Origin of the sequence: Streptomyces sp. NPDC047974, assembly GCF_040653375.1 — a bacterium.
Taxonomy (GTDB): domain Bacteria; phylum Actinomycetota; class Actinomycetes; order Streptomycetales; family Streptomycetaceae; genus Streptomyces.
Window position 1 is genome coordinate 230,906 of the sequence record NZ_JBEZNU010000004.1, and the last position, 22,260, is coordinate 253,165.

The 22,260-nt window shown below is 72.5% G+C and carries 15 protein-coding genes; 2 read left to right on the plus strand and 13 right to left on the minus strand.

What is annotated here, in order from left to right:
* Positions 1 to 86: 86 nt before the first annotated feature.
* From AB0E19_RS08835 to galE, 4 genes are all read right to left on the minus strand, one after another.
* The gene (locus AB0E19_RS08835; protein WP_189946725.1) at positions 87 to 593 is read right to left on the minus strand and encodes a hypothetical protein; all 507 of its coding nucleotides are present in this window, start codon (positions 591 to 593) and stop codon (positions 87 to 89) included.
* Positions 594 to 789: 196 nt separating this feature from the next.
* On the minus strand, positions 790 to 1,989 hold the full coding sequence (proB, locus tag AB0E19_RS08840) for a glutamate 5-kinase (RefSeq protein ID WP_362175485.1): 1,200 nt from the start codon (positions 1,987 to 1,989) through the stop codon (positions 790 to 792).
* A 95-nt stretch (positions 1,990 to 2,084) separates the two neighbouring features.
* Positions 2,085 to 2,537 carry a GtrA family protein gene (locus tag AB0E19_RS08845; protein ID WP_362175488.1) on the minus strand — a complete coding sequence of 151 codons (453 nt, stop codon included), beginning with the start codon at positions 2,535 to 2,537 and terminating at the stop codon, positions 2,085 to 2,087.
* Positions 2,538 to 2,645: 108 nt separating this feature from the next.
* On the minus strand, positions 2,646 to 3,632 hold the full coding sequence (gene galE, locus AB0E19_RS08850) for a UDP-glucose 4-epimerase GalE (protein WP_362175491.1): 987 nt from the start codon (positions 3,630 to 3,632) through the stop codon (positions 2,646 to 2,648).
* Positions 3,633 to 3,772: 140 nt separating this feature from the next.
* Between galE and AB0E19_RS08855 the strand changes: the two genes are divergently transcribed.
* Positions 3,773 to 5,506, plus strand: coding sequence for a stealth family protein (locus AB0E19_RS08855; protein ID WP_362175494.1), 1,734 nt, complete (start codon positions 3,773 to 3,775; stop codon positions 5,504 to 5,506).
* Positions 5,507 to 5,631: 125 nt separating this feature from the next.
* On the opposite strand, the gene AB0E19_RS08860 is transcribed toward AB0E19_RS08855, so the two are convergent.
* On the minus strand, positions 5,632 to 8,442 hold the full coding sequence (locus AB0E19_RS08860; RefSeq protein ID WP_362175497.1) for a stealth conserved region 3 domain-containing protein: 2,811 nt from the start codon (positions 8,440 to 8,442) through the stop codon (positions 5,632 to 5,634).
* Entirely contained in the window at positions 8,439 to 9,374 is a 936-nt protein-coding gene (locus AB0E19_RS08865; RefSeq protein WP_362175500.1) for a hypothetical protein, read from the minus strand. The genes AB0E19_RS08860 and AB0E19_RS08865 overlap by 4 nt, the downstream gene beginning before the upstream one ends.
* A gap of 262 nt (positions 9,375 to 9,636) precedes the next feature.
* Between AB0E19_RS08865 and AB0E19_RS08870 the strand changes: the two genes are divergently transcribed.
* Positions 9,637 to 11,787, plus strand: a complete 2,151-nt coding sequence (locus tag AB0E19_RS08870) for a PIG-L family deacetylase (RefSeq protein WP_362175503.1) — start codon at positions 9,637 to 9,639, stop codon at positions 11,785 to 11,787.
* 337 nt (positions 11,788 to 12,124) lie between these two features.
* Here the strand turns inward: AB0E19_RS08870 and obgE are convergent, their stop codons facing one another.
* The 7 genes from obgE to AB0E19_RS08905 all read right to left on the minus strand — a co-directional run bounded on the left by obgE (position 12,125) and on the right by AB0E19_RS08905 (position 22,230).
* Entirely contained in the window at positions 12,125 to 13,564 is a 1,440-nt protein-coding gene (obgE, locus tag AB0E19_RS08875; protein ID WP_362175506.1) for a GTPase ObgE, read from the minus strand.
* A 109-nt stretch (positions 13,565 to 13,673) separates the two neighbouring features.
* On the minus strand, positions 13,674 to 13,928 hold the full coding sequence (gene rpmA, locus AB0E19_RS08880; protein ID WP_030494090.1) for a 50S ribosomal protein L27: 255 nt from the start codon (positions 13,926 to 13,928) through the stop codon (positions 13,674 to 13,676).
* Positions 13,929 to 13,942: 14 nt separating this feature from the next.
* Entirely contained in the window at positions 13,943 to 14,263 is a 321-nt protein-coding gene (gene rplU, locus AB0E19_RS08885) for a 50S ribosomal protein L21 (RefSeq protein ID WP_030494089.1), read from the minus strand.
* A 258-nt stretch (positions 14,264 to 14,521) separates the two neighbouring features.
* A complete protein-coding gene (locus AB0E19_RS08890) occupies positions 14,522 to 18,316 on the minus strand; it encodes an Rne/Rng family ribonuclease (RefSeq protein WP_362175510.1) in 3,795 nt (1,264 codons plus the stop codon).
* Between the two features lie 233 nt (positions 18,317 to 18,549).
* Positions 18,550 to 19,341 (minus strand): TIGR03936 family radical SAM-associated protein, encoded by a 792-nt coding sequence (locus tag AB0E19_RS08895; RefSeq protein ID WP_360603033.1) that lies wholly within the window; start codon positions 19,339 to 19,341, stop codon positions 18,550 to 18,552.
* 242 nt (positions 19,342 to 19,583) lie between these two features.
* Positions 19,584 to 20,219 (minus strand): hypothetical protein, encoded by a 636-nt coding sequence (locus AB0E19_RS08900; protein WP_362175513.1) that lies wholly within the window; start codon positions 20,217 to 20,219, stop codon positions 19,584 to 19,586.
* Between the two features lie 82 nt (positions 20,220 to 20,301).
* Positions 20,302 to 22,230 carry a TIGR03960 family B12-binding radical SAM protein gene (locus tag AB0E19_RS08905; RefSeq protein ID WP_362175516.1) on the minus strand — a complete coding sequence of 643 codons (1,929 nt, stop codon included), beginning with the start codon at positions 22,228 to 22,230 and terminating at the stop codon, positions 20,302 to 20,304.
* Positions 22,231 to 22,260 lie beyond the last annotated feature (30 nt).

The following is a 22,260-nucleotide window of genomic DNA, read 5'->3' on the forward strand; positions in this document are numbered from 1 at the left end:
CGGGCGCATCCCGCAGTGCGAGACGCGCCCGTGCCACCGTACGGACCTCGGGGGCCCGGCCCGTCAGGACCCGGGCCCCCGGCGGGTCAGTAGGGGTGGACTCCGACCGGGGCGGCGGGCGGCGGGCCGTAGCCCTCCGCGATCCGCTGGTGGTAGGTCTCCCGGTCGATGACCTCCAGGCCGACGATCTCCCACGGCGGGAGCTTCGCGGTCTGCCGGTGCTCGCCCCAGAGCCGGAGGGCGACGGCGGCCGCGTCGTGCAGGTCGCGGGCCTCCTCCCAGTACCGGATCTCGGCGTGGTCGTTGGCGTACCGGCTGGTCAGCAGGAAGGGGTGGTCGTGGGCGAGCTGTTCGAGCCCGCGCCGTACCTCCTTCAGCGGTGACTCGACGCCGGACACGCTGAGCGTGACGTGCCACAGCTTGGACAGCGGGCGCTCCCCCGCGCCGCCGTCGCCTGTGTCCGTCCCGGCTGCTGTGCTCCTGCCCTCCGTGGCCCTGTCCCGTGCCGCGTCGAAGTCGGCTCCGGCCTCGACACTCGTCAGGGCGCGTTCGGCCGTCCCGCGGGGCATGGCCCCTGGGCGCGCTCGTCTCACCGGCGGCCTCCTGTGTGATGCGTGTGGTGCTGTACCCCGCGTTGTTCGTTGCCCCCGAGACAAAGTTGACCAGCCCGAGCCGCCGCATGGGGCGGTTTTGGTAAAGGTCCCTTCCGGATGGCAGGAGTTTCAGCCGTTTCGGCGGCGCTTTCGCAAGGGCTTCCGGGCCCGTTTCCGGCCGGGCGCCCGCCCCGTCTCAGCCCAGGACGACGAGGTCGTCGCGGTGGACGACCTCGCGCTCGTACTCGGGGCCGAGTTCCCTGGCGAGTTCGTGCGTGGACCGGCCCAGCATCCGGGGGAGCTCCTTGGCGTCGAAGTTGACGAGGCCGCGGGCGACGGGGTGGCCGCCGGCGTCGCGGAGCTCGACCGGGTCCCCGGCGACGAAGTCGCCCTCGACGGTGGCGATACCGGCGGCGAGCAGCGACTTCTTGCCCTCGACGACGGCCCTGACGGCTCCGTCGTCGAGCCCGAGGGAGCCCTGCGGGGTGGAGGCGTGGGCGAGCCAGAGGAGGCGGTCGGCGGAGCGGCGGCCGGTCCGCCGGAAGCAGGTGCCGGTGTCGCGGCCGGCGAGGGCGTCGGCGGCGCGGCTGGCGGAGGTGAGGACGACGGGGATGCCGGCGGCGGCGGCGATCCGGGCGGCCTCCACCTTGGTGACCATGCCGCCGGTGCCGACGCCCGCCTTGCCCGCGGAGCCGATCTCGACATGGGCGATGTCCTGCGGGCCCGCCACCTCGGCGATCCGGGAGGTGCCGGGCTTGGCGGGGTCTCCGTCGTAGAGGCCGTCGACGTCGGAGAGGAGGACGAGGAGGTCGGCGCGGACGAGGTGGGCGACGAGGGCGGCGAGCCGGTCGTTGTCGCCGAAGCGGATCTCGTCGGTGGCGACGGTGTCGTTCTCGTTGACGACCGGCAGCGCGCCCATGGCGAGGAGCTGGTCGAGGGTGCGGTAGGCGTTGCGGTAGTGGGCGCGGCGGCTGGTGTCGTCGGTGGTGAGCAGCACCTGGCCGACGCGGACGCCGTAGCGGGCGAAGGAGGCGGTGTACCGGGCGACGAGGAGGCCCTGGCCGACGCTGGCGGCGGCCTGCTGGCGCGCCAGGTCCTTGGGCCGGCGGGTGAGGCCGAGCGGGGCCAGGCCGGCGGCGATGGCACCGGAGGAGACCAGGACGATCTCCTTCTCGCCGCCGCTGCGGACCTTGGCGAGGACGTCGACGAGGGCGTCGACCCGGTCGGCGTCGAGGCCGCCCGCGGCCGTGGTGAGGGAGGAGGAGCCGACCTTGACGACGATCCGGCGCGCCTCGGTGACGAAGGGACGGACCACGGACGCCGCGGCCTGCGGGTTCGGGGAGTGCGAGGGGGCCTGCGGGTTCGGGCTCTGCGGGGTCACGTCCTGTCGGTTCATGTCCTGCTGCACCGCCGCCATATCCGTCGCCACCTGCGCCGTCCTCACTCGCTGTTCTGGCGCCGTGCGCTCCCGGCACGGTCGCGAGGGGCAATCTACGCGAGCCGGGACGGCTGCCGCTCCTCCGTTTCGCCCTCCGGACCGGAGCCGTTCGGACCCGAGCCCTCCGGACCGGGGCCCCGGCTGACGAGGATCCGGCGGGAGATCACGTACGTGAAGGGGATGGCGACGACGGCGGCCACGAGTGGCGCGATCCTGTCGTCCATTCCGGCCCAGGTGACGAGCGCGTACAGGCCGGCGCTCTGCACCACGTAGTTGGTGACGTTGGTGAGCGGGAAGAGGGCGAACTTCTTCCAGGTGGGGCGGGTGCGGTAGGTGAAGTACGTGTTGAGGAAGAAGGAGCCCACCATGCTGAGCAGGAAGGCGAGGGTGTACGCGGCGAAGTACGGCATCCAGGGGTGGAGCAGCAGGTAGCAGCCGAAGAAGGTGCCGGTGTTGATCCCGCCCACCACGCCGAAGCGGATGATCTGGCCGAGCTGGTCTCGCATGGGCCCATCAGATCGCCGTGAGATGAACGGGGCATGCCCGGGGGGCGACGCCCGCACGACGAACGGCCCCCGCGTACGCGGGGGCCGTGTCGTGGGGCGATGGCGGTCCTAGACGGCCGCGCCGCGGCGGGCGGTCCAGCCGGCCCAGGCGGAACCGATCATGTCGCGGACGTCGTGCCGTGCCTTCCAGCCCAGCTCCGCGGCGATGCGGTCGGCGGAGGCGACGACGCGGGCCGGGTCGCCGGGGCGGCGCGGGGTGACGACGGGCTCGGTGGCGTGCCCGGTGATCTCGTTGATCAGCTCGACCATCTCGGTGACGGAGACGCCCTCGCCGCGGCCGATGTTGACGGTGAGGTCGCGCGGCGCGCCGGCGCCGGCCCACTCGGCGAGCTTGCGGGCGGCCACGAGGTGGGCGTCCGCGAGGTCCTCGACGTGGATGTAGTCGCGGACGCACGTGCCGTCCGGGGTGGCGTAGTCGTCGCCGAAGATCCGGGGGGCCTCGTCGGCGTCGAGCCGCTCGAAGACCATCGGCACCAGGTTGAAGACCCCGGTGTCGGCGAGCTCCGGGGCGGCCGCGCCGGCCACGTTGAAGTACCGCAGGCAGGCGGTGGCGATGCCGTGCGCCTTGCCGGTCGCGCGGACCAGCCACTCGCCGGCGAGCTTGGTCTCGCCGTACGGGCTCAGCGGAAGGCAGGGGGTCTCCTCGGTGACGAGGTCGACGTCCGGCATGCCGTACACGGAGGCGGAGGAGGAGAAGAGGAAGCTGCGCACGCCCGCGGCGGCGACCGCCTCCAGGAGGACGGTGAGCCCGCCGACGTTCTCCTGGTAGTAGTGCAGCGGCAGCTCGACCGACTCGCCGACCTGCTTCTTCCCGGCGAGGTGGACGACACCGGTGACGCCGTGCTCGGCGAGCGTCCGGTCGAGCAGCTCGCGGTCGAGGACGGAACCGACCACCAGCGGCACGCCTTCGGGGACCCGGTGGGTGTACCCCGTGGAGAGGTCGTCCAGGACCACGACCCGCTCGCCCGCCGCCGTCATGGCGCGCACGACGTGCGAGCCGATGTACCCGGCACCACCGGTGATCAGATAAGTCATGCGCCCCTGGTCCCTTTCACTGAGAAGCTCGTCGGTACACGGTACCGGCTGCCCGCACCGGGCCCCGGGGGCAACGGCCCCAGGCGGCATACTGGAGGAGTTCATTCTTCCGTCCGGTCCCGTTCAAGGAGTCGACCGCAGTGCGAAATCCCGAGGCACCCAGGCTGCTTGGGGTCTACCGCCGAGCCGTACCGGAACGCGTGAGGCGGGCCATCGTTTCGCAGGTCGACGCCGACATGCGCCGTCGGGTGAAGATGCGCATCGCCAGCGGCACGGCGGCCGCCGAACGGCGTCGCGGCGGCCGTCTCGCCAAGCGTTACGGCGCGTACACCGCGGGTGGCGACCGTGCCGTGATCACGGTGGGCAAGGAGCCGAAGGTGGCGCTGGTCACCGAGGGCATCACCCCGCTCCAGGCCCGCCGGGCAAATCTGGAGACCGTCCTCGCGGCGCTCGCCGGCGCCGGCGTCGAGCACTTCGCCGTCCGCGGCCAGTCGGAGACCGCCGCCGCCGTGGCCGTCCGCGCGGAGGACCGTACCGCCGTCCTCGCCGCCCTGGCGGAGGCCTGCAAGACCCTGCCCGGGTATGTGACGCCGCTCAGCGCCAACGGCCCCGTCACCCGCGCGTCCGAGCCCGGCTTCGAGCCGGCGACCTGGCAGCGGCTGCGCAACTCCCCCGTCCTGCGCCTCACCTGGTACCACACGGACCCGACCCACCAGCTGACGCTCGGCGACACCTACGGCTGCGACGTCGAGTTCTGGACCCTGGAGGAGGGCGAGCTGACCGCGCCCCGCGCCGGCCGGATCGCCACGGCGCTGCCGCCGGCCGGGGAGATCGTCCCGGTCCCGGAGCCGTACTTCACCAGCCTCGCGCCCCGGGCGACCGAGGGCGCTCCGCTCGTCCCCGCCCGCGCGGAGACGGCCGTCGTCCCGACCGGCGAGGTCACCTTCCCGATCGACGTCGTCTACACCTGGGTGGACGGGTCGGACCCGGCCTGGCTGCGCCGGCGCGCCGAGTTCTCCGGCGAGGGCTACCACGCGGAGGCGGCGAACGCGGCCCGCTACCTGAGCCGCGACGAGCTCCGCTACTCGCTGCGCTCGCTCCACATGTACGCCCCCTGGGTGCGGAACATCTACCTGGTGACCGCCGACCAGGTGCCCGAGTGGCTGGACACCGACCGGCCGGGCATCGAGGTCGTGTCCCACAAGGACGTCTTCCGCTCCCCCGACCTGCTGCCGACCTTCAACTCGCACGCGATCGAGTCGCAGCTGCACCACATCGAGGGGCTCTCGGAGCACTTCCTCTACTTCAACGACGACGTGATGCTCGGGAACGAGGTGACGCCGGGCGACTTCTTCCACGCCAACGGCATCACCAAGTTCTTCCCGTCGCCCGCGCTGGTGCCGCTCGGCGAGCGGACCGCCGACGACCCGCCGGTGGCCGCCGCCGGCAAGAACAACCGCCGCCTGATCGAGGAGCGGTACGGCGCGGTGCTCGTCCAGAAGATGAAGCACATGCCGCATCCGCTGAGCCGGACCGTGCTGACCGAGATCGAGTCGGAGTTCGCCGCCGAGTACCGCCACACGGAGGCGAGCAGGTTCCGCAGCATCGACGACATCTCCATCTCGTCCTCGCTGCACCACTACTACGCGTTCCACACGGGCCGCGCGGTCCCCTCCCAGCTGCCGTACTCCTACCTGGACCTGACCCACCCGTGGACGGAGACCCGGCTCGGCCGGCTCCTCGCCGCCCGGGACAAGACGGTCTTCTGCGTCAACGACACGGTGTCCACGGAGCAGGAGGTGGGCGAGCAGAAGGACCTGATCACCCCCTTCCTGGAGGCGTACTTCCCGGTCCCGAGCCCGTACGAGAAGTAGCCCGTACGAGAGGTGGCCCTGCGGGGCGAGCACCGCGAACGCGAGAGAGGGGCGCCCGGACCGGAAGGTCCGGGCGCCCCTCTCTCGTGGGTGCGTGAGCCGGTGGGCGCGTGGTCCCGTGGGCGTCAGTCGCGCTCGAAGCGGGAGCGGACCGGGAAGTACGCCCGCAGGAAGGCGCTCAGCACGCGGTCCTGCTCGTCGACCGGCACCTCCGCGTCCGCGGACTCCCCGATGCAGAACACGTCGTGGCTCCGGGAGGCCAGCAGCCGGCTGAGCACCGAGTGGTGGGCGTAGTTGCCCACGTTCACATAGCTGCAGGAGATGGCCGACGGCACCGAGTTGCCCGTCAGGTAGCCGTAGTGGTGGTGCAGCGACGAGGTGATCGACAGGTCCGTGTTCGCGCGGAACGGGTTGCGGGCCGTCGTCGCGATCTCCTCGGGGAACCGCTCGGTGATCTCCTGGAGCACACTGCGGCGCAGCGGGTGCGGCGCGTGCAGGAAGCTGTGCGTGGCGACCCGGCCGAAGGCCTTCTCGAGCAGCGCCCGGTTGTTCTTGGCCGCGGCGAAGTAGCCCTCGTCGTCCGGCGACGGCTCGCTCGGCGGGACGGTGGTCGGCGAACGGAACATCTTCGCCAGGCCGTTGCTGAGGAAGAAGGAGCCGGGCTGCAGCGGACGTCCGACGAACACGTCGTCGTTGAAGTACAGGAAGTGCTCGGAGAGCCCCTCGATGCGGTGCAGCTGCGACTCGATCGCGTGCGAGTTGAACGTGGGCAGCCACGACTCGTCCGGGAAGATGTCCTTGTGGGACACGACCTTGATGCCCGGCTGGTCGGTGTCGAGCCACTCGGGGGCCTGGTCGTCGGTGACGAGGTAGATGTTCCGCACCCAGGGCGCGAACATCTCCAGCGACCGCAGCGAGTAGCGCAGTTCGTCGCGGTTGCGGAAGCGGACGTCACCGCTGTCGGCGTCGTCGACCGGCATGTCCATCCGGCGGCGCACGCCGTCGCGGCGCTCCCGCCACGCGGGGTCGGTGTCGTCGACCCACGTGTAGACGACGTCGATGGGGAAGTCGATGTCCCACATCAGGTTCTTGGTGAACTGGCTCAGCGTCGGGTAGTCGCGGCCGGCGACCTCCAGCTTCGCCGTCGGCTCCAGGGACGGCAGGCGCCGGCCGAGCAGGGTGGTGGAGCGGGGGCTGTTGCGCCAGCCGTCCTCGTCCTCTTCCCAGAACTCGACGGTGCAGCCGTAGGCGGGGCCGTACCGCAGGGTACGGCTCTCGCTGGTCACCGGGGTGAAGATCTTCACACCGGCGACCTCGCCGACGGTGTCGAGCCGCTCGGCCAGGATCGCGCCGGGGGCGGCACCGCGCGGGGTGATCAGCTCGCCGTAGACGGGCCGGCCGTGCAGCTCGCTCGCCAGGGCGCGCAGGGCGCGCTCCCGCGCCTCGACCGGGACGGCGAGGAAGTGGGCGACGCTGTCGGTGCGCAGGTAGACGTAGGGGACGCCGGCGGCCTCGAAGACCTTGGCCGTGACTTCCAGGTTCGTCCGCGCCATCGACGGCGCGTCGATCTCGTCGCTCACCTGGGAGAGCCGGCCCGCGGAGCGGATGAGGGTGCGGTTCTGCGCCTGGATGAGCACCTCCCGCGCCTTCTGCTCGTCGGCGGAGTTCGGGAGCAGGGTGACGGGCGCGGCGACGCTGAAGTTCTTGGTGCCGCCCTGGGCGAGGCGCAGCGCGGCACGGTCGGCGCGCGAGGCGAGGCGCTCGGGCGAGTCGCGGCGCGCGACGAGGCGCTCGAAGAGCTCCTCCCACTGCGCGGTGATCGTCTCACCGTTGAAGCGCTCGTAGACGCCGGTCCTGGCCGCCTGCCCGAAGGCGAGGCGGGTGTCGTCGTCACCCATCAGGCGGGACATGGCCTCGGCGAGGGAGTCGATGTCCTTGGAGGGGACAAGGAGGCCGTCCACGTCGTGGCGGATGATCTCGGCGGGCCCGGTGACGATGTCGTACGCGACGACGGGGACACCGGCCGCGAAGACCTCCAGGAGGACCAGCGGGAAGGCCTCGTTGCGCGAGGGCAGCAGGGCCAGGGCGGCCTTGGCCCACTCGGCCTCCATCTGGTCGGTGCGGCCCATGAACTCCACGCGCGCGTGGAGGCCGAGGCCCTCGACCAGGTGGCGCAGGCGGACCTGCTGGGGGCCGTCGCCGAAGATGCGCAGCGTCCAGTCGGGGAACTCCTCGGAGACCCGGTGGAAGGCGTGGATCGCGTGGTCCAGCTGCTTCTCCGGGGTCATCCGGGCAGCCAGGACGATGGTCTTGCTCTCCAGGTCGGCACGCGGGCGGTAGCCGTCCGGCACGGCGTTGGGGATGGCCACCAGCTCGGGGGCCGCCGCGCCGAGGGAGTCGGCGAACCAGTCGTTGGTGCGCTCGGTGAGGGAGACGAGGGCGTCGATCTCCGGGCCGTGGACGAGCAGCGGTTCGCCGGAGACGCCGCGCAGCTGGGAGGCGCGGTGCTCCTGGTGGACGGTGACGACCCGGGACGGCGCGAGCTCGGCGGCGGCCGCCATGAGCGCGGGGGTGGTCGTCACGAGCACGTCGGTGTCCAGGGAGCCGAGCTCCCGGGACATCTCGATGTCGGAGAGCCGGTCGAAGGTGCTCTCCCAGGACGGCTTGATGATCTCGCTCGGCAGGGAGGCCAGGGTGCGGCACGCGGCGGTGTCCAGGGCCGACTCGCGGACCGGGCGCTCGACGGCACCCGTGCGGTCGATGAGGTAGCGCCGCTTGACCTTCTTGGCCGCGCCGAAGAAGGGCTCGTCGCGGGTCTTGAAGACGCTGAGGACCTCGACCTCGTGCCGGGGCGCGAGATGGATCGCCTGGGTGTAGGCGGCCATCTCCGTTCCGCCCATCTCGTCACCCCAGGTGAGCAGAAACGTGATCTTCATGCGACTTCCTCTGTGCTGGGGGACGCGGGTATGACATCGACGCAGCTGACGACCAGGGCGCCGGCCCCCGCGACATAAGCGTGCACCCGCATGAGGGAGCCGTTGTCGAGCGCGATGATGCGAATCGGCGTGCGGAAGACCCGCCGGGGATAACGGACGTCGGTGAACTGTCGGGCGATCTTCAGTCGCTGTCCGCCGACGTGGACGAAGAGTTCCCAGACCCGGGCGTGGTCGACACCACCCATCCGGTCGAAGGGGACGTCGAAACGGAAGCGGTCGCCGTCCCACTCGGGGGTGACGGTGACGGGGCTGCCGCCGCCGCGCCGCAGCACCATCTCGGCCTTGCCGCGCGCCTCGGCGGCGGCGAATCCGTAGACCCGGCCGTGCACGGTGACGCGGTCCCAGCGCAGCTCGAAGTCGGTGAACTCGGCGTGCCGGCGCGGCGCGCGCACCTTGATCAGCGCGAAACCGTCGACGGAGCGGACGATGCGGAAGAGCGCGCCGCTGGTCGGGGAGGGCGAGTAGACGCGGGTCGGACCGTCGGCGGCCGGCTCGCCGAAGGCGGTGACGGCGGCGCGGTGGGTCTCGCCCTGCGGGTCGGTGAGGACGAGCGTCGGCTTCCACAGGCCACTGGTCAGCATCGGTCCGCGGCGGCCGGTCTCCGACGGGGTCTCGTACCGCAGCGGCGAGGTCGCGGTGAGCAGCGCCGTGCCGTCGGCCTGCGGCTCGACGTCCAGCGGCAGCTCGACGCGGTGGGTGCCGTGGGTGAGGACGAGGACGGCGGAGCCGACCCGGCCGCGGGCGACCGCGACGGCGAAGTTCAGGGTCCGGCCGCCGGAGACCGAGAAGTGGACGGGGCTGATGTGGGCCCGGGGCCTGAGTCCACCGCCGATGGCCGGGACGGTGTGCAGTCGCTCGACGCGACGCCGCATGCGTACAGCGGCCTTGCGAGCACGCTTGGCAGCGCCCACCGCATAGGGCAGCAGTGAGTCACTCACAGCGATCCCGGCTTCCATTCGATCCGACCCAATTCAGCCTCGGATGATGCCAAGGATGGGAATCCTCGGCAAGTTCACCCAAGATTCAGCAATTGCTGTGATGATCATCACTTGATCGTTTGAAACCTTCTCGCGCGATTTCCCTCTTCACTTGTGTGGCGGCTCCGACGGGTCGCTTCGACGCGAGAGGGAAGAGATGGACCGCCGGAGCGAAGCCCCGCGCCGCAGCACGAGCCGACGCACCGTGCTCGCGGGCCTGACGGGCGCCGCACTCACCGGAGTGCTCGCCGGATGCGCGAACGGTACGGTGCCTGGATTCACCGGAACCACCGACGCCACCGGCGGCACCACGGGCAGCACGACGCCGGTACGCCGACTGGGCACGGAGCGACGTGCCTCGTTCGGCTCCACCACGGGCACGCGGGTCATGCAGATCGTCGCCCACCCGGACGACGACCTGTTCTTCATGAACCCCGACGTCGCCCAGACCCTGACCCAGGGCGTCCCCGTCGTCTCCGTCTACGTCACGGACGGCGGCTCCTTCGGGCACAACGCGATACCCGGCCTGCCGGAACCCCCGGCGGACATCCCCGCGTACGTCTCCTCCCGCCAGCAGGGGCTGCGCCAGGCGTACGCCTCCATGCTCGGCGCCCCGCTCTTCACCCCGTGGGAGCGCACCGAGATCCTGTTGCCGGACGGCCGCCGCGCCGAGCTGAACCGGCTCGAACACCAGGGACGGCTCGCCGAGCTGGTCTTCCTCAACATACGGATGCACACCGAACAGCTGGGCCGGCTGGTCAACATGACCGAGCTGTGGGGCACTCCGGGGGTACGGCTCCCCACCCAGCCCGGCACCGGCTCGCCGGTGCAGACCTCGTACTCGTACAACCGCGCCGAGCTCATCGAGACACTTGTCTCACTGCTCCGCCGCTACCGGCCGACGCTCGTGCGGACGCTCGACCCCGACCCGGACTTCCAGCTGCACGACGCGCAGCACCCGCGCGGCAGCGACCAGCCGAACTTCTCCGACCACCCGGACCACACGGCCACGGCGCTCTTCACCTGGCGCGCGCTCGCCGACTGGGCGGCGGGGTCCGCGCGCGGCATACCGGTCTTCCAGACCGAGGCCTACCGCGGCTACTACAACCAGCGCTGGCCGTACAACCTGCCCCCCGAGACGGTCACGCAGAAGGTCAAGACCATCGACGCCTACGGCGGCGACCCGTCATGGGAGTGCGGCAACGAGGGCGGCTGCGGGGACTACGCGGTCGGCGGGGGCCGGACCCTGAAGTCGGCGAAGGGGTGGGTACGCAGCACCCACCGGCGGTACGCGAACGCCGGCCCCCAGGTCGTACGCGGCGACAACGGCGGCATCACGGTGTTCGGCGTCCTCGGCACCCGGCTCGCACGGTGGACCTCGCACCCGGCCACCGGGAAGCTGGGAGACCCCGAGGACCTCGGCGGCGGGCCCCTCGCCCCCGCGATCTCCGTGACGAAGGGCCCGGACGGGCGCCTCATGGTCTTCGCGCTGCGCTTCGCACGGCTCGAAGGCGCCGTGACGAACAACGTCCGCGAGATCGTCGTACTGCGGCAGAAGACGCCCGGCGGTGCCTTCGAGTCCGCCTGGACCAGCCTCGGCAACCCGGAGACCACCGGACGGCGCACCCGCCTCGTCGGTACGCCCACGGCCGTCACCGGACGCGACGGCCGGGTCCACCTCTTCGTGCGCAACGGCAACAAGGGCGTCAGCACCCGGGTGCTGACCAACGGCACCCAGTGGTCGCCCTGGCGGCCGCTGCCCGGCGCCCGCGTCCAGGAGGCGCTGACGGCCACCGTCGACGGCAAGGGCCTGATCCACCTCTTCGCCGCGTCCTCCGGCTGGATAGAGCACTGGACGCAGCGCGGCCCCACCTCCGGCCTGCGCAAGGGCTCGCGCCGGCTGGTCGCCCGGCCCGGCGACGTGCCGAACGCAGTGACGGCGTCGGACGGCTCCGTGCTGGTCGCCTACCGAGGCGTGTCCAGCGGCGGCCTGCGGGTCGAGCGGCTGGCGGCCGGGGCGCCCAAGAGCTGGGCGACGGTGGCGTACGTGAACCTCCCCGCCTACGGCCGGGTCAGCCTGGTCGGCGGCCGGCGGCCGAACGCGGACCAGCTACTGATGGCGGTGTCGGGCGGCACCGGCGAGGGCCTCGTCTACGACGTCCACGGCCGGGAGGCGCTGGGCCTCCACACCCGCGACACCGCCGTCTCGGTCGGCGTCCCCGCGACCCTGACGGCCCCCGGCAGCACGATCGTCGTCGCCACCGGCCTGAACGCGGCCCCGATCGTCTCCCACCTCCAGCAAGCCTGACCCGCACACGCGAGAACCCCCGCCCGGCTCGGCCGGGCGGGGGTTCTCGCGTGTGTCCCCGGAAGGGGTGGGTGGGCCCGGCGACGAGCCGGGCCCGGGTCCCCTGGAAGGGGTTGAACTCGTCGTACTCGCGCTCCGGGTCGTCGTGCTCGGCCTGCCGGTCGCGGCGACGCCGGGCGGCCGGACGGGGAGCGTCGAAGCGGTGGGCTGTACCGCACACCGCCCCCTCGCACCGCCCGGCCCCGGGGGCCGAGCGGGCTTCGGGCGGCTGCGCCGGACTCCGTCCGCCGACCAGGGGCCGAGGCCCCGCTGGTTCGGGGCCGGAGTCCCGGGTCCCCTAGAAGGGGTTGAACTCGTCGTACTCGCGCTCCGGGTCGTCGTGCTCGGCCTGCCGGTCGCGGCGACGCTGGGCGGCCGGACGGGGAGCGTCGAAGCGGTGGTCCTCGCCTCGGCGGCCGAGCATCTCGGCGCCCGCCATGAGGGTGGGCTCCCAGTCGAAGACGACCGCGTTCTCCTCGGAGCCGATGGCGACGCCGTCGCCGGCGCGGGCGCCCGCCTTCATCAGCGCTTCCTCGACACCGAGGCGGTTGAGGCGGTCGGCGAGGTAGCCGACGGCCTCGTCGTTGTTGAAGTCGGTCTGGCGGACCCAGCGTTCGGGCTTCTCGCCGCGCACGCGGTAGACGTCTTCCTGCTCGTCGTACGTGACGGTGAAGCCGGCGTCGTCGACCGCCTTCGGGCGGATGACGATACGGGTCGCCTCCTCCACCGGCTTCGCGGCGCGGGCCTGCGCGACGATGTCGGCGAGGGCGAAGGAGAGCTCCTTCAGGCCGGTGCGGGCGACCGCGGAGACCTCGAAGACGCGGTAGCCGCGCTCCTCCAGGTCCGGGCGGATCATCTCCGCGAGGTCCTGGCCGTCCGGGATGTCGATCTTGTTGAGGACGACGATGCGCGGACGGTCGTCGAGGCCGCCGTACTGCTTCAGCTCCTCCTCGATGATGTCGAGGTCGCTGACCGGGTCGCGGTCGGACTCGAGGGTCGCCGTGTCGAGGACGTGGACCAGGACCGAGCAGCGCTCGACGTGGCGCAGGAACTCCAGGCCGAGGCCGCGGCCCTGGCTGGCGCCGGGGATGAGGCCGGGGACGTCGGCGATGGTGTAGACGGTCGAGCCGGCCGTCACCACGCCGAGGTTCGGGACCAGCGTCGTGAAGGGGTAGTCCGCGATCTTCGGCTTGGCGGCCGAGAGGACGGAGATCAGCGAGGACTTGCCGGCGCTCGGGTAGCCGACCAGCGCCACGTCGGCGACGGTCTTGAGCTCCAGGACGATGTCGTCGAGGTCGCCGGGCTCGCCGAGCAGCGCGAAGCCGGGGGCCTTGCGGCGCGCCGAGGACAGCGCCGCGTTGCCGAGGCCGCCGCGGCCGCCCTGCGCGGCGACGTACGTCGTGCCGTGGCCGACGAGGTCCGCGAGGACGTTCCCCTGCTTGTCGAGGATGACCGTGCCGTCGGGCACGTACAGGACGAGGTCCTGACCGTCCTTGCCCGCGCGGTTGTCGCCCTCGCCGGGCTTGCCGTTGGTGGCCTTCCGGTGCGGCGAGTGGTGGTACTCGAGCAGCGTGGTGACGGACTGGTCGACGACCAGGATCACGTCTCCGCCGCGACCGCCGTTGCCGCCGTCGGGGCCGCCGAGCGGCTTGAACTTCTCGCGATGGACGGAGGCGCAGCCGTGGCCTCCGTTACCCGCGGCGACGTGCAGCTCGACGCGGTCCACGAAGGTGGTCATGGTTCTGTGCCTCCAGAAAGCTATGTACGGGATTGTCTATCTAGTAACACGCGAAAGGCGGACCCGCTTCCCTGCCGGGAAGTGAGGTCCGCCTCCGCAAAGCGTCCGATCAGGCGACCGGAACGATGTTCACGACCTTGCGGCCACGGAAGGTGCCGAACTGCACCGAACCGGCCTGCAGGGCGAACAGCGTGTCGTCGCCACCGCGACCGACACCCGAGCCCGGGTGGAAGTGGGTGCCGCGCTGGCGGACCAGGATCTCACCGGCGTTGACGACCTGACCGCCGAAGCGCTTCACGCCGAGCCGCTGGGCGTTGGAATCGCGACCGTTCCGGGTGGACGATGCGCCCTTCTTGTGTGCCATTGCTCAGTCCCTCTTTACTTCGCGGCCGTCGGGATGGACGTGACCTTGATCGCCGTGTACTGCTGACGGTGACCCTGGCGACGGCGGTAGCCGGTCTTGTTCTTGTAGCGCAGGATGTCGATCTTGGCGCCCTTGGTGTGGTCCACGACCTCGGCCTGGACCTTGATGCCGGCCAGGACCCACGGGTCGCTGGTCACGGCGTCGCCGTCGACGACGAGCAGGGTCGAGAGCTCGACCGTGTCGCCGGGCTTGGCGGTGGAAATCTTGTCAACCTCAACGATGTCGCCGACAGCAACCTTGTGCTGGCGACCACCGCTGCGCACGATGGCGTACACGCGGATCTCTCTCTCACTCGGTAATGGGGACCTCTGACGCCAGCCGCCCGCGCGCGGGCCTGGGGCCCACGGCGATCCGGGATCGGACGAGCGGCCTCTCCCGACGGGCGGGAGGGGGATGCTCAGAGGCGCGGCGCGTCATAGACACGCCGACGGTCTAGGTTACGGGCGCCTGCCACAGAGGGTCAAATTCGCCCGCGCGGGTGCGGACCGTCCCGGTGGGCCCCCTTCCGAGGGCCCACCGGGACGGCTCCGGCCTCAGTCCTGGGCCGGGGCCGCGGTCTTCTTGGCCGCCGTCTTCTTGGCGGTGGTCTTCTTCGCCACCGTCTTCTTGGCCGCCGTCTTCTTCGTGGCGGCCTTCTTGGCCGTGGCCTTCTTCGCGGTCTTCCGGGCGGCCTTCTTGGCCGCCGGGGCGGCCTCGGTCTCCTCGGCGACCGGCTCGGCGTCCGCCGCGGGGGCCTCGGCCGGGGCGGCCGCGGCCACCACGATCTCGGCGGCCTCGGCACCGGCGGGGGCACCGGCCGGCGCGGTGGCCTTGCGGACCACCCGGCGGCGGGCCCGCGGCGCGGCGGCCACGGGGGCCTCCTCGACGACGGGCTCGACGACGGCCTCGGCCACCGGGGCGGCCTCCACGACCGGCTCCGGCGCCGGTACGGCCTCCGGCTCCGCGACCGCGACGACGGTCTCGGCCTCGGCGGCGGGCGCCTCGGACGTCGAGACGACCGGCGAGGTCACCCGGCGGGTGGCACGACGGCGGGCGCGCGGCGCGGGCGCCGCCTCCACCGTCTCCTCCGCGACCGGCTCGGCCACCGGGGCCTCGGCGACCGGCGCGGGCTCGACGACCGGCTCCGCGATCGGGGTCGGGGCCGGGGCCGGGACCACCGGCGCCGTCACCTTGCGGGTGACGCGGCGACGGCCACGACCACGGGTCGCGGCGGCCTCGGCCTCGGCGACGGAGCCGTACAGCTCCTCGTCCGGGGCGATCGGGACCGGCACGGCCACCGGGGCGGCCAGCTCGGCCGCGACCTCGGCCTCGGTCTCGGCCTCCGCCGGGACCTCGGCCTCGTGCGCCTCGTGGGCGTGCTCGTGCACGTGCTCGTCGCCACCGCGGCCGCGCTTCTTCGAGCGCTTGCCGCCACCGCCGCCACCGTGGGTGGCCGGCTGCTCCATGTGGACGATGACGCCGCGGCCGTTGCAGTGGACGCAGGTCTCGGAGAAGGACTCCAGGAGGCCCTGGCCGACCCGCTTGCGGGTCATCTGCACCAGGCCGAGCGAGGTGACCTCGGCCACCTGGTGCTTGGTCCGGTCACGGCCCAGGCACTCCAGGAGGCGGCGGAGCACCAGGTCGCGGTTGGACTCCAGGACCATGTCGATGAAGTCGATGACGACGATGCCGCCGAGGTCGCGCAGCCGCAGCTGGCGCACGATCTCCTCGGCCGCCTCCAGGTTGTTCCTGGTGACGGTCTCCTCCAGGTTGCCGCCCTGGCCGGTGAACTTGCCGGTGTTGACGTCGACGACGACCATCGCCTCGGTCTTGTCGATCACCAGCGAGCCGCCGGACGGCAGCCAGACCTTCCGGTCGAGCGCCTTCATCAGCTGCTCGTCGATCCGGTAGGTGGCGAAGACGTCGACCTCGCTGGTCCACCGCTGGAGGCGGTCGGCCAGGTCGGGCGCGACGTGCGAGACGTAGCCGTGGATGGTCTCCCAGGCGTCGTCACCGCTCACGATGACCTTGGAGAAGTCCTCGTTGAAGATGTCGCGGACGACCCGGACGGTCATGTCCGGCTCGCCGTAGAGCAGGCTCGGCGCGGAGGTCGAGATCTGGCTCGCCTTCTTCTGGATGTCGGCCCACTGCGCCTGGAGGCGCTCGACGTCACGGCGCAGCTCGTCCTCGCTCGCGCCCTCGGCGGCGGTGCGCACGATGACGCCCGCGTCCTCGGGGACGATCTTCTTGAGGATGGTCTTCAGCCGGGCGCGCTCGGTGTCCGGGAGCTTGCGGCTGATGCCGGTCATCGAGCCCTCGGGGACGTACACGAGGTAGCGGCCCGGGAGGGAGACCTGGCTGGTGAGACGGGCGCCCTTGTGGCCGATCGGGTCCTTGGTGACCTGCACCAGGACCGACTGGCCGGACTTGAGGGCGGACTCGATGCGGCGCGGGCCGTGGCCCATGCCGAGCGCCTCGAAGTTCACCTCGCCGGCGTACAGGACGGCGTTGCGGCCCTTGCCGATGTCGACGAAGGCGGCCTCCATCGACGGCAGCACGTTCTGGACCTTGCCCAGGTAGACGTTGCCGACGTACGAGGTGGCCTGCTCCTTGTTGACGTAGTGCTCGACGAGCACGTTGTCTTCCAGGACGCCGATCTGGGTGCGCTCGCCGTTCTGGCGGACGACCATGACGCGCTCGACGGCCTCGCGGCGGGCGAGGAACTCGGCCTCGGTGATGATCGGGACGCGGCGGCGGCCCTGCTCGCGGCCCTCGCGGCGGCGCTGCTTCTTGGCCTCCAGTCGGGTGGAGCCCTTGATGGACTGCACCTCGTCGGACGGCTCGGCCTTCTCGCGGGCCGGACGGGGCTCGCGGACCTTGACGACCGTGCGGACGCCGTCCTCTTCGGTGGTCTCGGCCTCGCCGGCGGCGTCACCGCTGCGGCGACGGCGACGGCGACGGCGGCGGGAGCTGCTGGAGCCGCCGAAGCCGGACTCGTCGTCGCCCTCCTCGCCCTCCTCGGCACCGGCCTCGTCCTCGCCGTGGAGCTCGTCGGCGTCCTCGGTCTCCTCGGCGTCCTCCGCCTCGGCGGACTCGCCGCGGCGACGACGACGGCCGCCACGACGGCGGCGGCGGGACGGACGGTCGCCGTACTCGTCGGCTTCCTCCGCCTCCTCGGCCTCCTCCGCCTCGGCCTCGTCGGCGACGTGCTCGACCTCGGGCTCGTCGGCGACGGTCGACGGGACGGGCTCGACGGCGACGGGCTCACCGCGGCGGCGACGGCGACGGCGCGAGCCGGTCTCGGCGCGCTCGGTCTCGGCGGGCTCGACGGCCTCGACCGTCTCGACGACGGTCTCCTCCGGCTCCTCCTCCTCGACCTCGGTCTCGGCAGCGACGGCGGCGGCGAACGCGGCGGTCTCCGGCGTCTGGAACATCGGCTCGGCGAAGACCGGGGCCTGGAAGACGGCGACGGCCGGGCGCTCGGCGCGACGGTGACGCGGGGCCTCCTCGGCCGTGGCCGGCTCGGAGGTGAACTGCGGGGCGCTGACCCGGCGGCGGCCGCGGCCGCGGGTGGCGGCGGTCTCGGCGGCGGCGACGTCGGCACCGTGGGAGGCGATCTCCTCGACGGTGTCGGCGGGCAGGGACTCGCCGGAGGTGGGCGCGGCGAGCTCGGCCGCGACGTCCGGGGTGACCGTGGTCTCGGGCGCGGCGGCGCGGCGGGTGGCCCGGCGGCGGGTGCGGGCCGGGGCGGCCTCGACGACCGGCTCGGCGGGCGCCTCCGCGGCGGCCTCGGGCTCGGCCTCGGCGGCGGGCTCCTCGGCCTCGGCCGGGGCGGTGACCGGCGCGGTGGCCTTGCGGGTGGCGCGGCGGCGGGTACGCGCCGGAGCGGCCTCCGCGACCGGCTCGGCGGCCGGGGCCTCGGCGGCGGGCTCCTCCGCGGCGGCCTCCTCGGCCGGGGCGGTGGAGGTCACCGGCGCGGTGGCCTTGCGGGTGGCGCGGCGGCGGGTACGCGCCGGAGCGGCCTCGACGACCGGCTCGGCGGGCGCCTCCACGGCGGCCTCGGGCTCGGCCTCGGCGGCGGGCTCCTCGGCGACCGGCGCGGGCGCGGCCGTCTTGCGGGTGGCGCGGCGGCGGGTGCGGGCCGGGGCGGCCTCCGGCTCGGCGGCCGGGGTCTCGGCGACCGGGGCCGGGGTGGTCTCGACGACCTCGGCGGCCTCGGCGGTCTCGCCGGCGGCGGTCACCGGCGGACCGGCGGGCCGGGAGGCGGCGCGGCGCCGGCGGCGCGGCGGCAGCTTGTCGCCGGGGGCGTTGTCGTTGTTCTCGGCGGTCTCGTTGGTGTTTTCGAGCATGCGGGCGGTTCTCCCGTCACGCTCCCGGGCGCCGCGTCGGATTCCGGATGGGCGGCACGGACGCGCGTCGTGCGCGGTGCCGCCGTCCGGGGCGCGGGCGCCGCACGGGAGCTGAATGTCTGGCTCGCCGGTTCCGTACGCCCGATGCGTACGGCCTGGCGAAAGTCTCCTGGTCAGTGCGCTGCCCGACCCAGGTGGCTCCCGAGTGCCAGGGCTGCGCTCGACTCCGTCCCCTACGCGGGGCCTGCCTCCGGCGCCGTCGCCGGGGCGGTCGCGGCGGCCGTGGTTGCTGCGGCCTTGACTGCCTCGCGGTCGGGCGCGAGCGGGTCGGTCACCGTGCCGGACTCCTCGTCGAAGAGCCCCTGCGCCAGCCTGGTCACCGCTGCGGGGACCGGCGGCGCCAGGTCGGCCACAGCTCGGAGACCGGACAGGACGTCGTCGGGTCGCACGGCGGGTGTCACGTGCCGAACGACCAGCCGCAGTATCGCACAGGCATCGTCGGCGGGCCTATCACCCTGGGGATCGCCCTGGGGACGGTCCGCGACGAGCTCGGCGACGGCGGAGCGGGTGTCGAAGGTGCGGATGCCGTTCTTGGTCTTGCGCTGGACCTCGACCGTCTCGGCCGCGAGGAAGGCCTCGACGGCCTTCCGGGCGTCGTCGACGGGGACGCCGTCGAGCCGGAGCTCCCACACGGAGGCGGTGAGCCGGTCGGCGAGGCCGGAGGTGCGGGCCTCCACGGCGTCGGTGATGTCGAGGCCGGCCGGGAGGGACTCGTCGAGCAGGACCCGCAGGGTCTCGGGGTCGCGGTGCTCGGTGAGGGCGATCTCCAGGAACTCGGCCTCGGAGCCCGTACCCGTGGGGGCGGCGTTGGCGTACGACACCTTGGGGTGCGGGGTGAATCCGGCCGAGTACGCCATGGGCACCTCGGCGCGTCGCAGGGCGCGCTCGAAGGCGCGCTGGAAGTCGCGGTGGCTGGTGAACCGGAGGCGGCCGCGCTTGGTGTAGCGCAGACGGATGCGCTGCACCGCCGGTGCGGGCGGCGGGCCTTCGGGCTGTCGCTTGCCCAGTGGTTCTTCTCCTCGGTGCGGGGCGGGCGCGGGTGGCGCTCCGCCCGGAAGCTCTCGGACGTCCCGTGGGCTCCCGCCCGGACCACCCCCGCTCGGAGCGGGGAGATCTCGGGGGCGGGCGCCGCGCCGGGGACGTTCCTTGTACTACCCAGAGTACGCGCCCGGGCCACCTCGGGTTCCCCGGCGGGGTCGGCGGCGGTTCAGCGGGCTCCGCCGAAGAGCGCCGTCCGGACCTCGCGGGCGGCGGCGCGCACGGCCCGGGCGACGGTGGCGACGGGCTCCCACACGAAGCGGCGCAGCCAGTGGCCGACGGGGGTGAGGACCACCCGGTACACCCAGGCGAGGGGCCGGCCGATGGCGTTCCACAGCACCCAGCGGAGGGCGCGGCCGACGGCCCGGGAGATCTCGCCGGCGACGCGCCAGGCCCAGGCGAGGGCGGCGCCGACGACGCGGCAGACGGGGCCGAGCACGTACCGCCAGAGCCAGGTGAGCGGGGTGACGAGCAGCAGGTCGATGACCCACCACAGGGCCTTGCCGACCGGGACGACCACCCCTTCCCAGAGCCACCGGAGGGGGACGACGAGGAGGTGGTGGAGCAGCCACCCCAGGGCTCGGCCGATCGGGGCGAGGACCCATTCCCACAGCCACCGGAGGGGAATGACGAGGAGGTGGTGGAGCAGCCATCCGAGGACTCGGCCGATCGGGGCGAGGAGCCGGCGCCAGAGCTGCCGCCCGCACCAGGCGAGGGCGTCCCAGAGCAGCCGGAAGGGCAGGACGATCACGAGGGCGACGGCGCGTGCCACTCCCGTGAGACAGCCCGGGTTTTCCGTGTTCATGCCCAGATGGACGACGACGGCCCGGCGGAGGGTTTCCCCTTCGCCGGGCCGTCACCAAGGCGTTACCCGCGCCGGACGCGGGCTACTTCACGACGCTGAGCGGCAGCAGCTTCTTGCCGGTCGGGCCGATCTGGATGTGGGTGTCCATCTGCGGGCAGACGCCGCAGTCGAAGCACGGGGTCCAGCGGCAGTCCTCGACCTCGGTCTCGTCGAGGGCGTCCTGCCAGTCCTCCCACAGCCAGTCCTTGTCGAGGCCGGAGTCCAGGTGGTCCCAGGGCAGGACCTCCTCGTAGGAGCGCTCGCGGGTGGTGTACCAGGCGACGTCCACGCCGTACTCGGGGAGGGTCTTCTCCGCGCACTCCATCCAGCGGTCGTACGAGAAGTGCTCGCGCCAGCCGTCGAAGCGGCCGCCGTCCTCGTAGACCGCGCGGATGACGGCGCCGATGCGGCGGTCGCCGCGGGAGAGCAGGCCCTCGACGATGCCGGGCTTGCCGTCGTGGTAGCGGAAGCCGATCGAGCGGCCGTACTTCTTGTCGCCGCGGATCTTGTCGCGGAGCTTCAGGAGGCGGGCGTCCGTCTCCTCGGCCGACAGCTGCGGGGCCCACTGGAAGGGGGTGTGCGGCTTCGGGACGAAGCCGCCGATGGAGACGGTGCAGCGGATGTCGTTCTGGCCGGAGACCTCGCGGCCCTTGGCGATGACGTTGATCGCCATGTCGGCGATCTGGAGGACGTCCTCGTCGGTCTCGGTGGGCAGGCCGCACATGAAGTACAGCTTCACCTGACGCCAGCCGTTGCCGTACGCGGTGGCGACGGTTCGGATCAGGTCCTCCTCCGAGACCATCTTGTTGATGACCTTGCGCATGCGCTCGGAGCCGCCCTCGGGGGCGAAGGTGAGGCCCGAGCGGCGGCCGTTGCGGGTCAGCTCGTTGGCCAGGTCGACGTTGAACGCGTCGACGCGGGTCGAGGGGAGGGACAGGCCCACCTTGTCCTCGGTGTAGCGGTCCGCGAGGCCCTTCGCGATCTCGCCGATCTCGGTGTGGTCGGCGGAGGAGAGCGAGAGGAGGCCGACCTCCTCGAAGCCCGTCGCCTTGAGGCCCTTCTCCACCATCTCGCCGATGCCGGTGATGCTTCGCTCCCGCACGGGGCGCGTGATCATGCCGGCCTGGCAGAAGCGGCAGCCGCGGGTGCAGCCGCGGAAGATCTCGACGGACATGCGCTCGTGGACGGTCTCCGCGAGCGGCACGAGGGGCTGCTTGGGGTACGGCCACTCGTCGAGGTCCATGACGGTGTGCTTGGACACGCGCCACGGCACGCCGGAGCGGTTGGGGACGACGCGGCCGATGCGGCCGTCCGGCAGGTACTCGACGTCGTAGAACGCCGGGATGTAGACCGAGCCGGTCTTGGCGAGGCGGAGGAGGACCTCCTCGCGGCCGCCGGGACGCCCCTCGGCCTTCCACTGGCGGATGATCTCGGTCATGTCGAGGACGGCCTGCTCGCCGTCGCCGATGATCGCCGCGTCGATGAAGTCCGCGATCGGCTCGGGGTTGAAGGCGGCGTGGCCGCCGGCGAGCACGATGGGGTGGTCGACGGTGCGGTCCTTCGACTCCAGCGGGATGCCCGCCAGGTCGAGGGCGGTGAGCATGTTGGTGTAGCCCAGCTCCGTGGAGAAGGACAGGCCGAACACGTCGAAGGCACCGACCGGGCGGTGGCTGTCGACCGTGAACTGCGGCACCTTGTGCTCGCGCATCAGCTCTTCGAGGTCCGGCCACACGCTGTAGGTGCGCTCGGCGAGGACGCCCTCGCGCTCGTTCAGCACCTCGTAGAGGATCATGACGCCCTGGTTGGGCAGACCGACCTCGTACGCGTCCGGGTACATCAGAGCCCAGCGGACGTCGGCGCTCTCCCACGGCTTGACCGTGGAGTTCAGCTCTCCACCGACGTACTGGATCGGCTTCTGCACGTGCGGGAGCAGAGCTTCGAGCTGCGGGAAGACAGACTCGGCAGCAGACATCTCGAACCTTCGTGAGCTGGCAGGGGGGCG

Excerpts from the sequence above, each read along its gene's own strand:
- AB0E19_RS08870 (WP_362175503.1), top strand. The coding sequence starts at position 9,637 with ATGGACCGCCGGAGCGAAGCCCCGCGCCGCAGCACGAGCCGACGCACC.
- rpmA (WP_030494090.1), bottom strand. The coding sequence starts at position 13,928 with ATGGCACACAAGAAGGGCGCATCGTCCACCCGGAACGGTCGCGATTCC.
- AB0E19_RS08905 (WP_362175516.1), bottom strand. The coding sequence starts at position 22,230 with ATGTCTGCTGCCGAGTCTGTCTTCCCGCAGCTCGAAGCTCTGCTCCCG.
- AB0E19_RS08900 (WP_362175513.1), bottom strand. The coding sequence starts at position 20,219 with ATGAACACGGAAAACCCGGGCTGTCTCACGGGAGTGGCACGCGCCGTC.
- proB (WP_362175485.1), bottom strand. The coding sequence starts at position 1,989 with ATGAACCGACAGGACGTGACCCCGCAGAGCCCGAACCCGCAGGCCCCC.
- obgE (WP_362175506.1), bottom strand. The coding sequence starts at position 13,564 with ATGACCACCTTCGTGGACCGCGTCGAGCTGCACGTCGCCGCGGGTAAC.
- AB0E19_RS08860 (WP_362175497.1), bottom strand. The coding sequence starts at position 8,442 with ATGAAGATCACGTTTCTGCTCACCTGGGGTGACGAGATGGGCGGAACG.
- AB0E19_RS08865 (WP_362175500.1), bottom strand. The coding sequence starts at position 9,374 with ATGCGGCGTCGCGTCGAGCGACTGCACACCGTCCCGGCCATCGGCGGT.
- AB0E19_RS08845 (WP_362175488.1), bottom strand. The coding sequence starts at position 2,537 with ATGCGAGACCAGCTCGGCCAGATCATCCGCTTCGGCGTGGTGGGCGGG.
- AB0E19_RS08890 (WP_362175510.1), bottom strand. The coding sequence starts at position 18,316 with ATGCTCGAAAACACCAACGAGACCGCCGAGAACAACGACAACGCCCCC.
- galE (WP_362175491.1), bottom strand. The coding sequence starts at position 3,632 with ATGACTTATCTGATCACCGGTGGTGCCGGGTACATCGGCTCGCACGTC.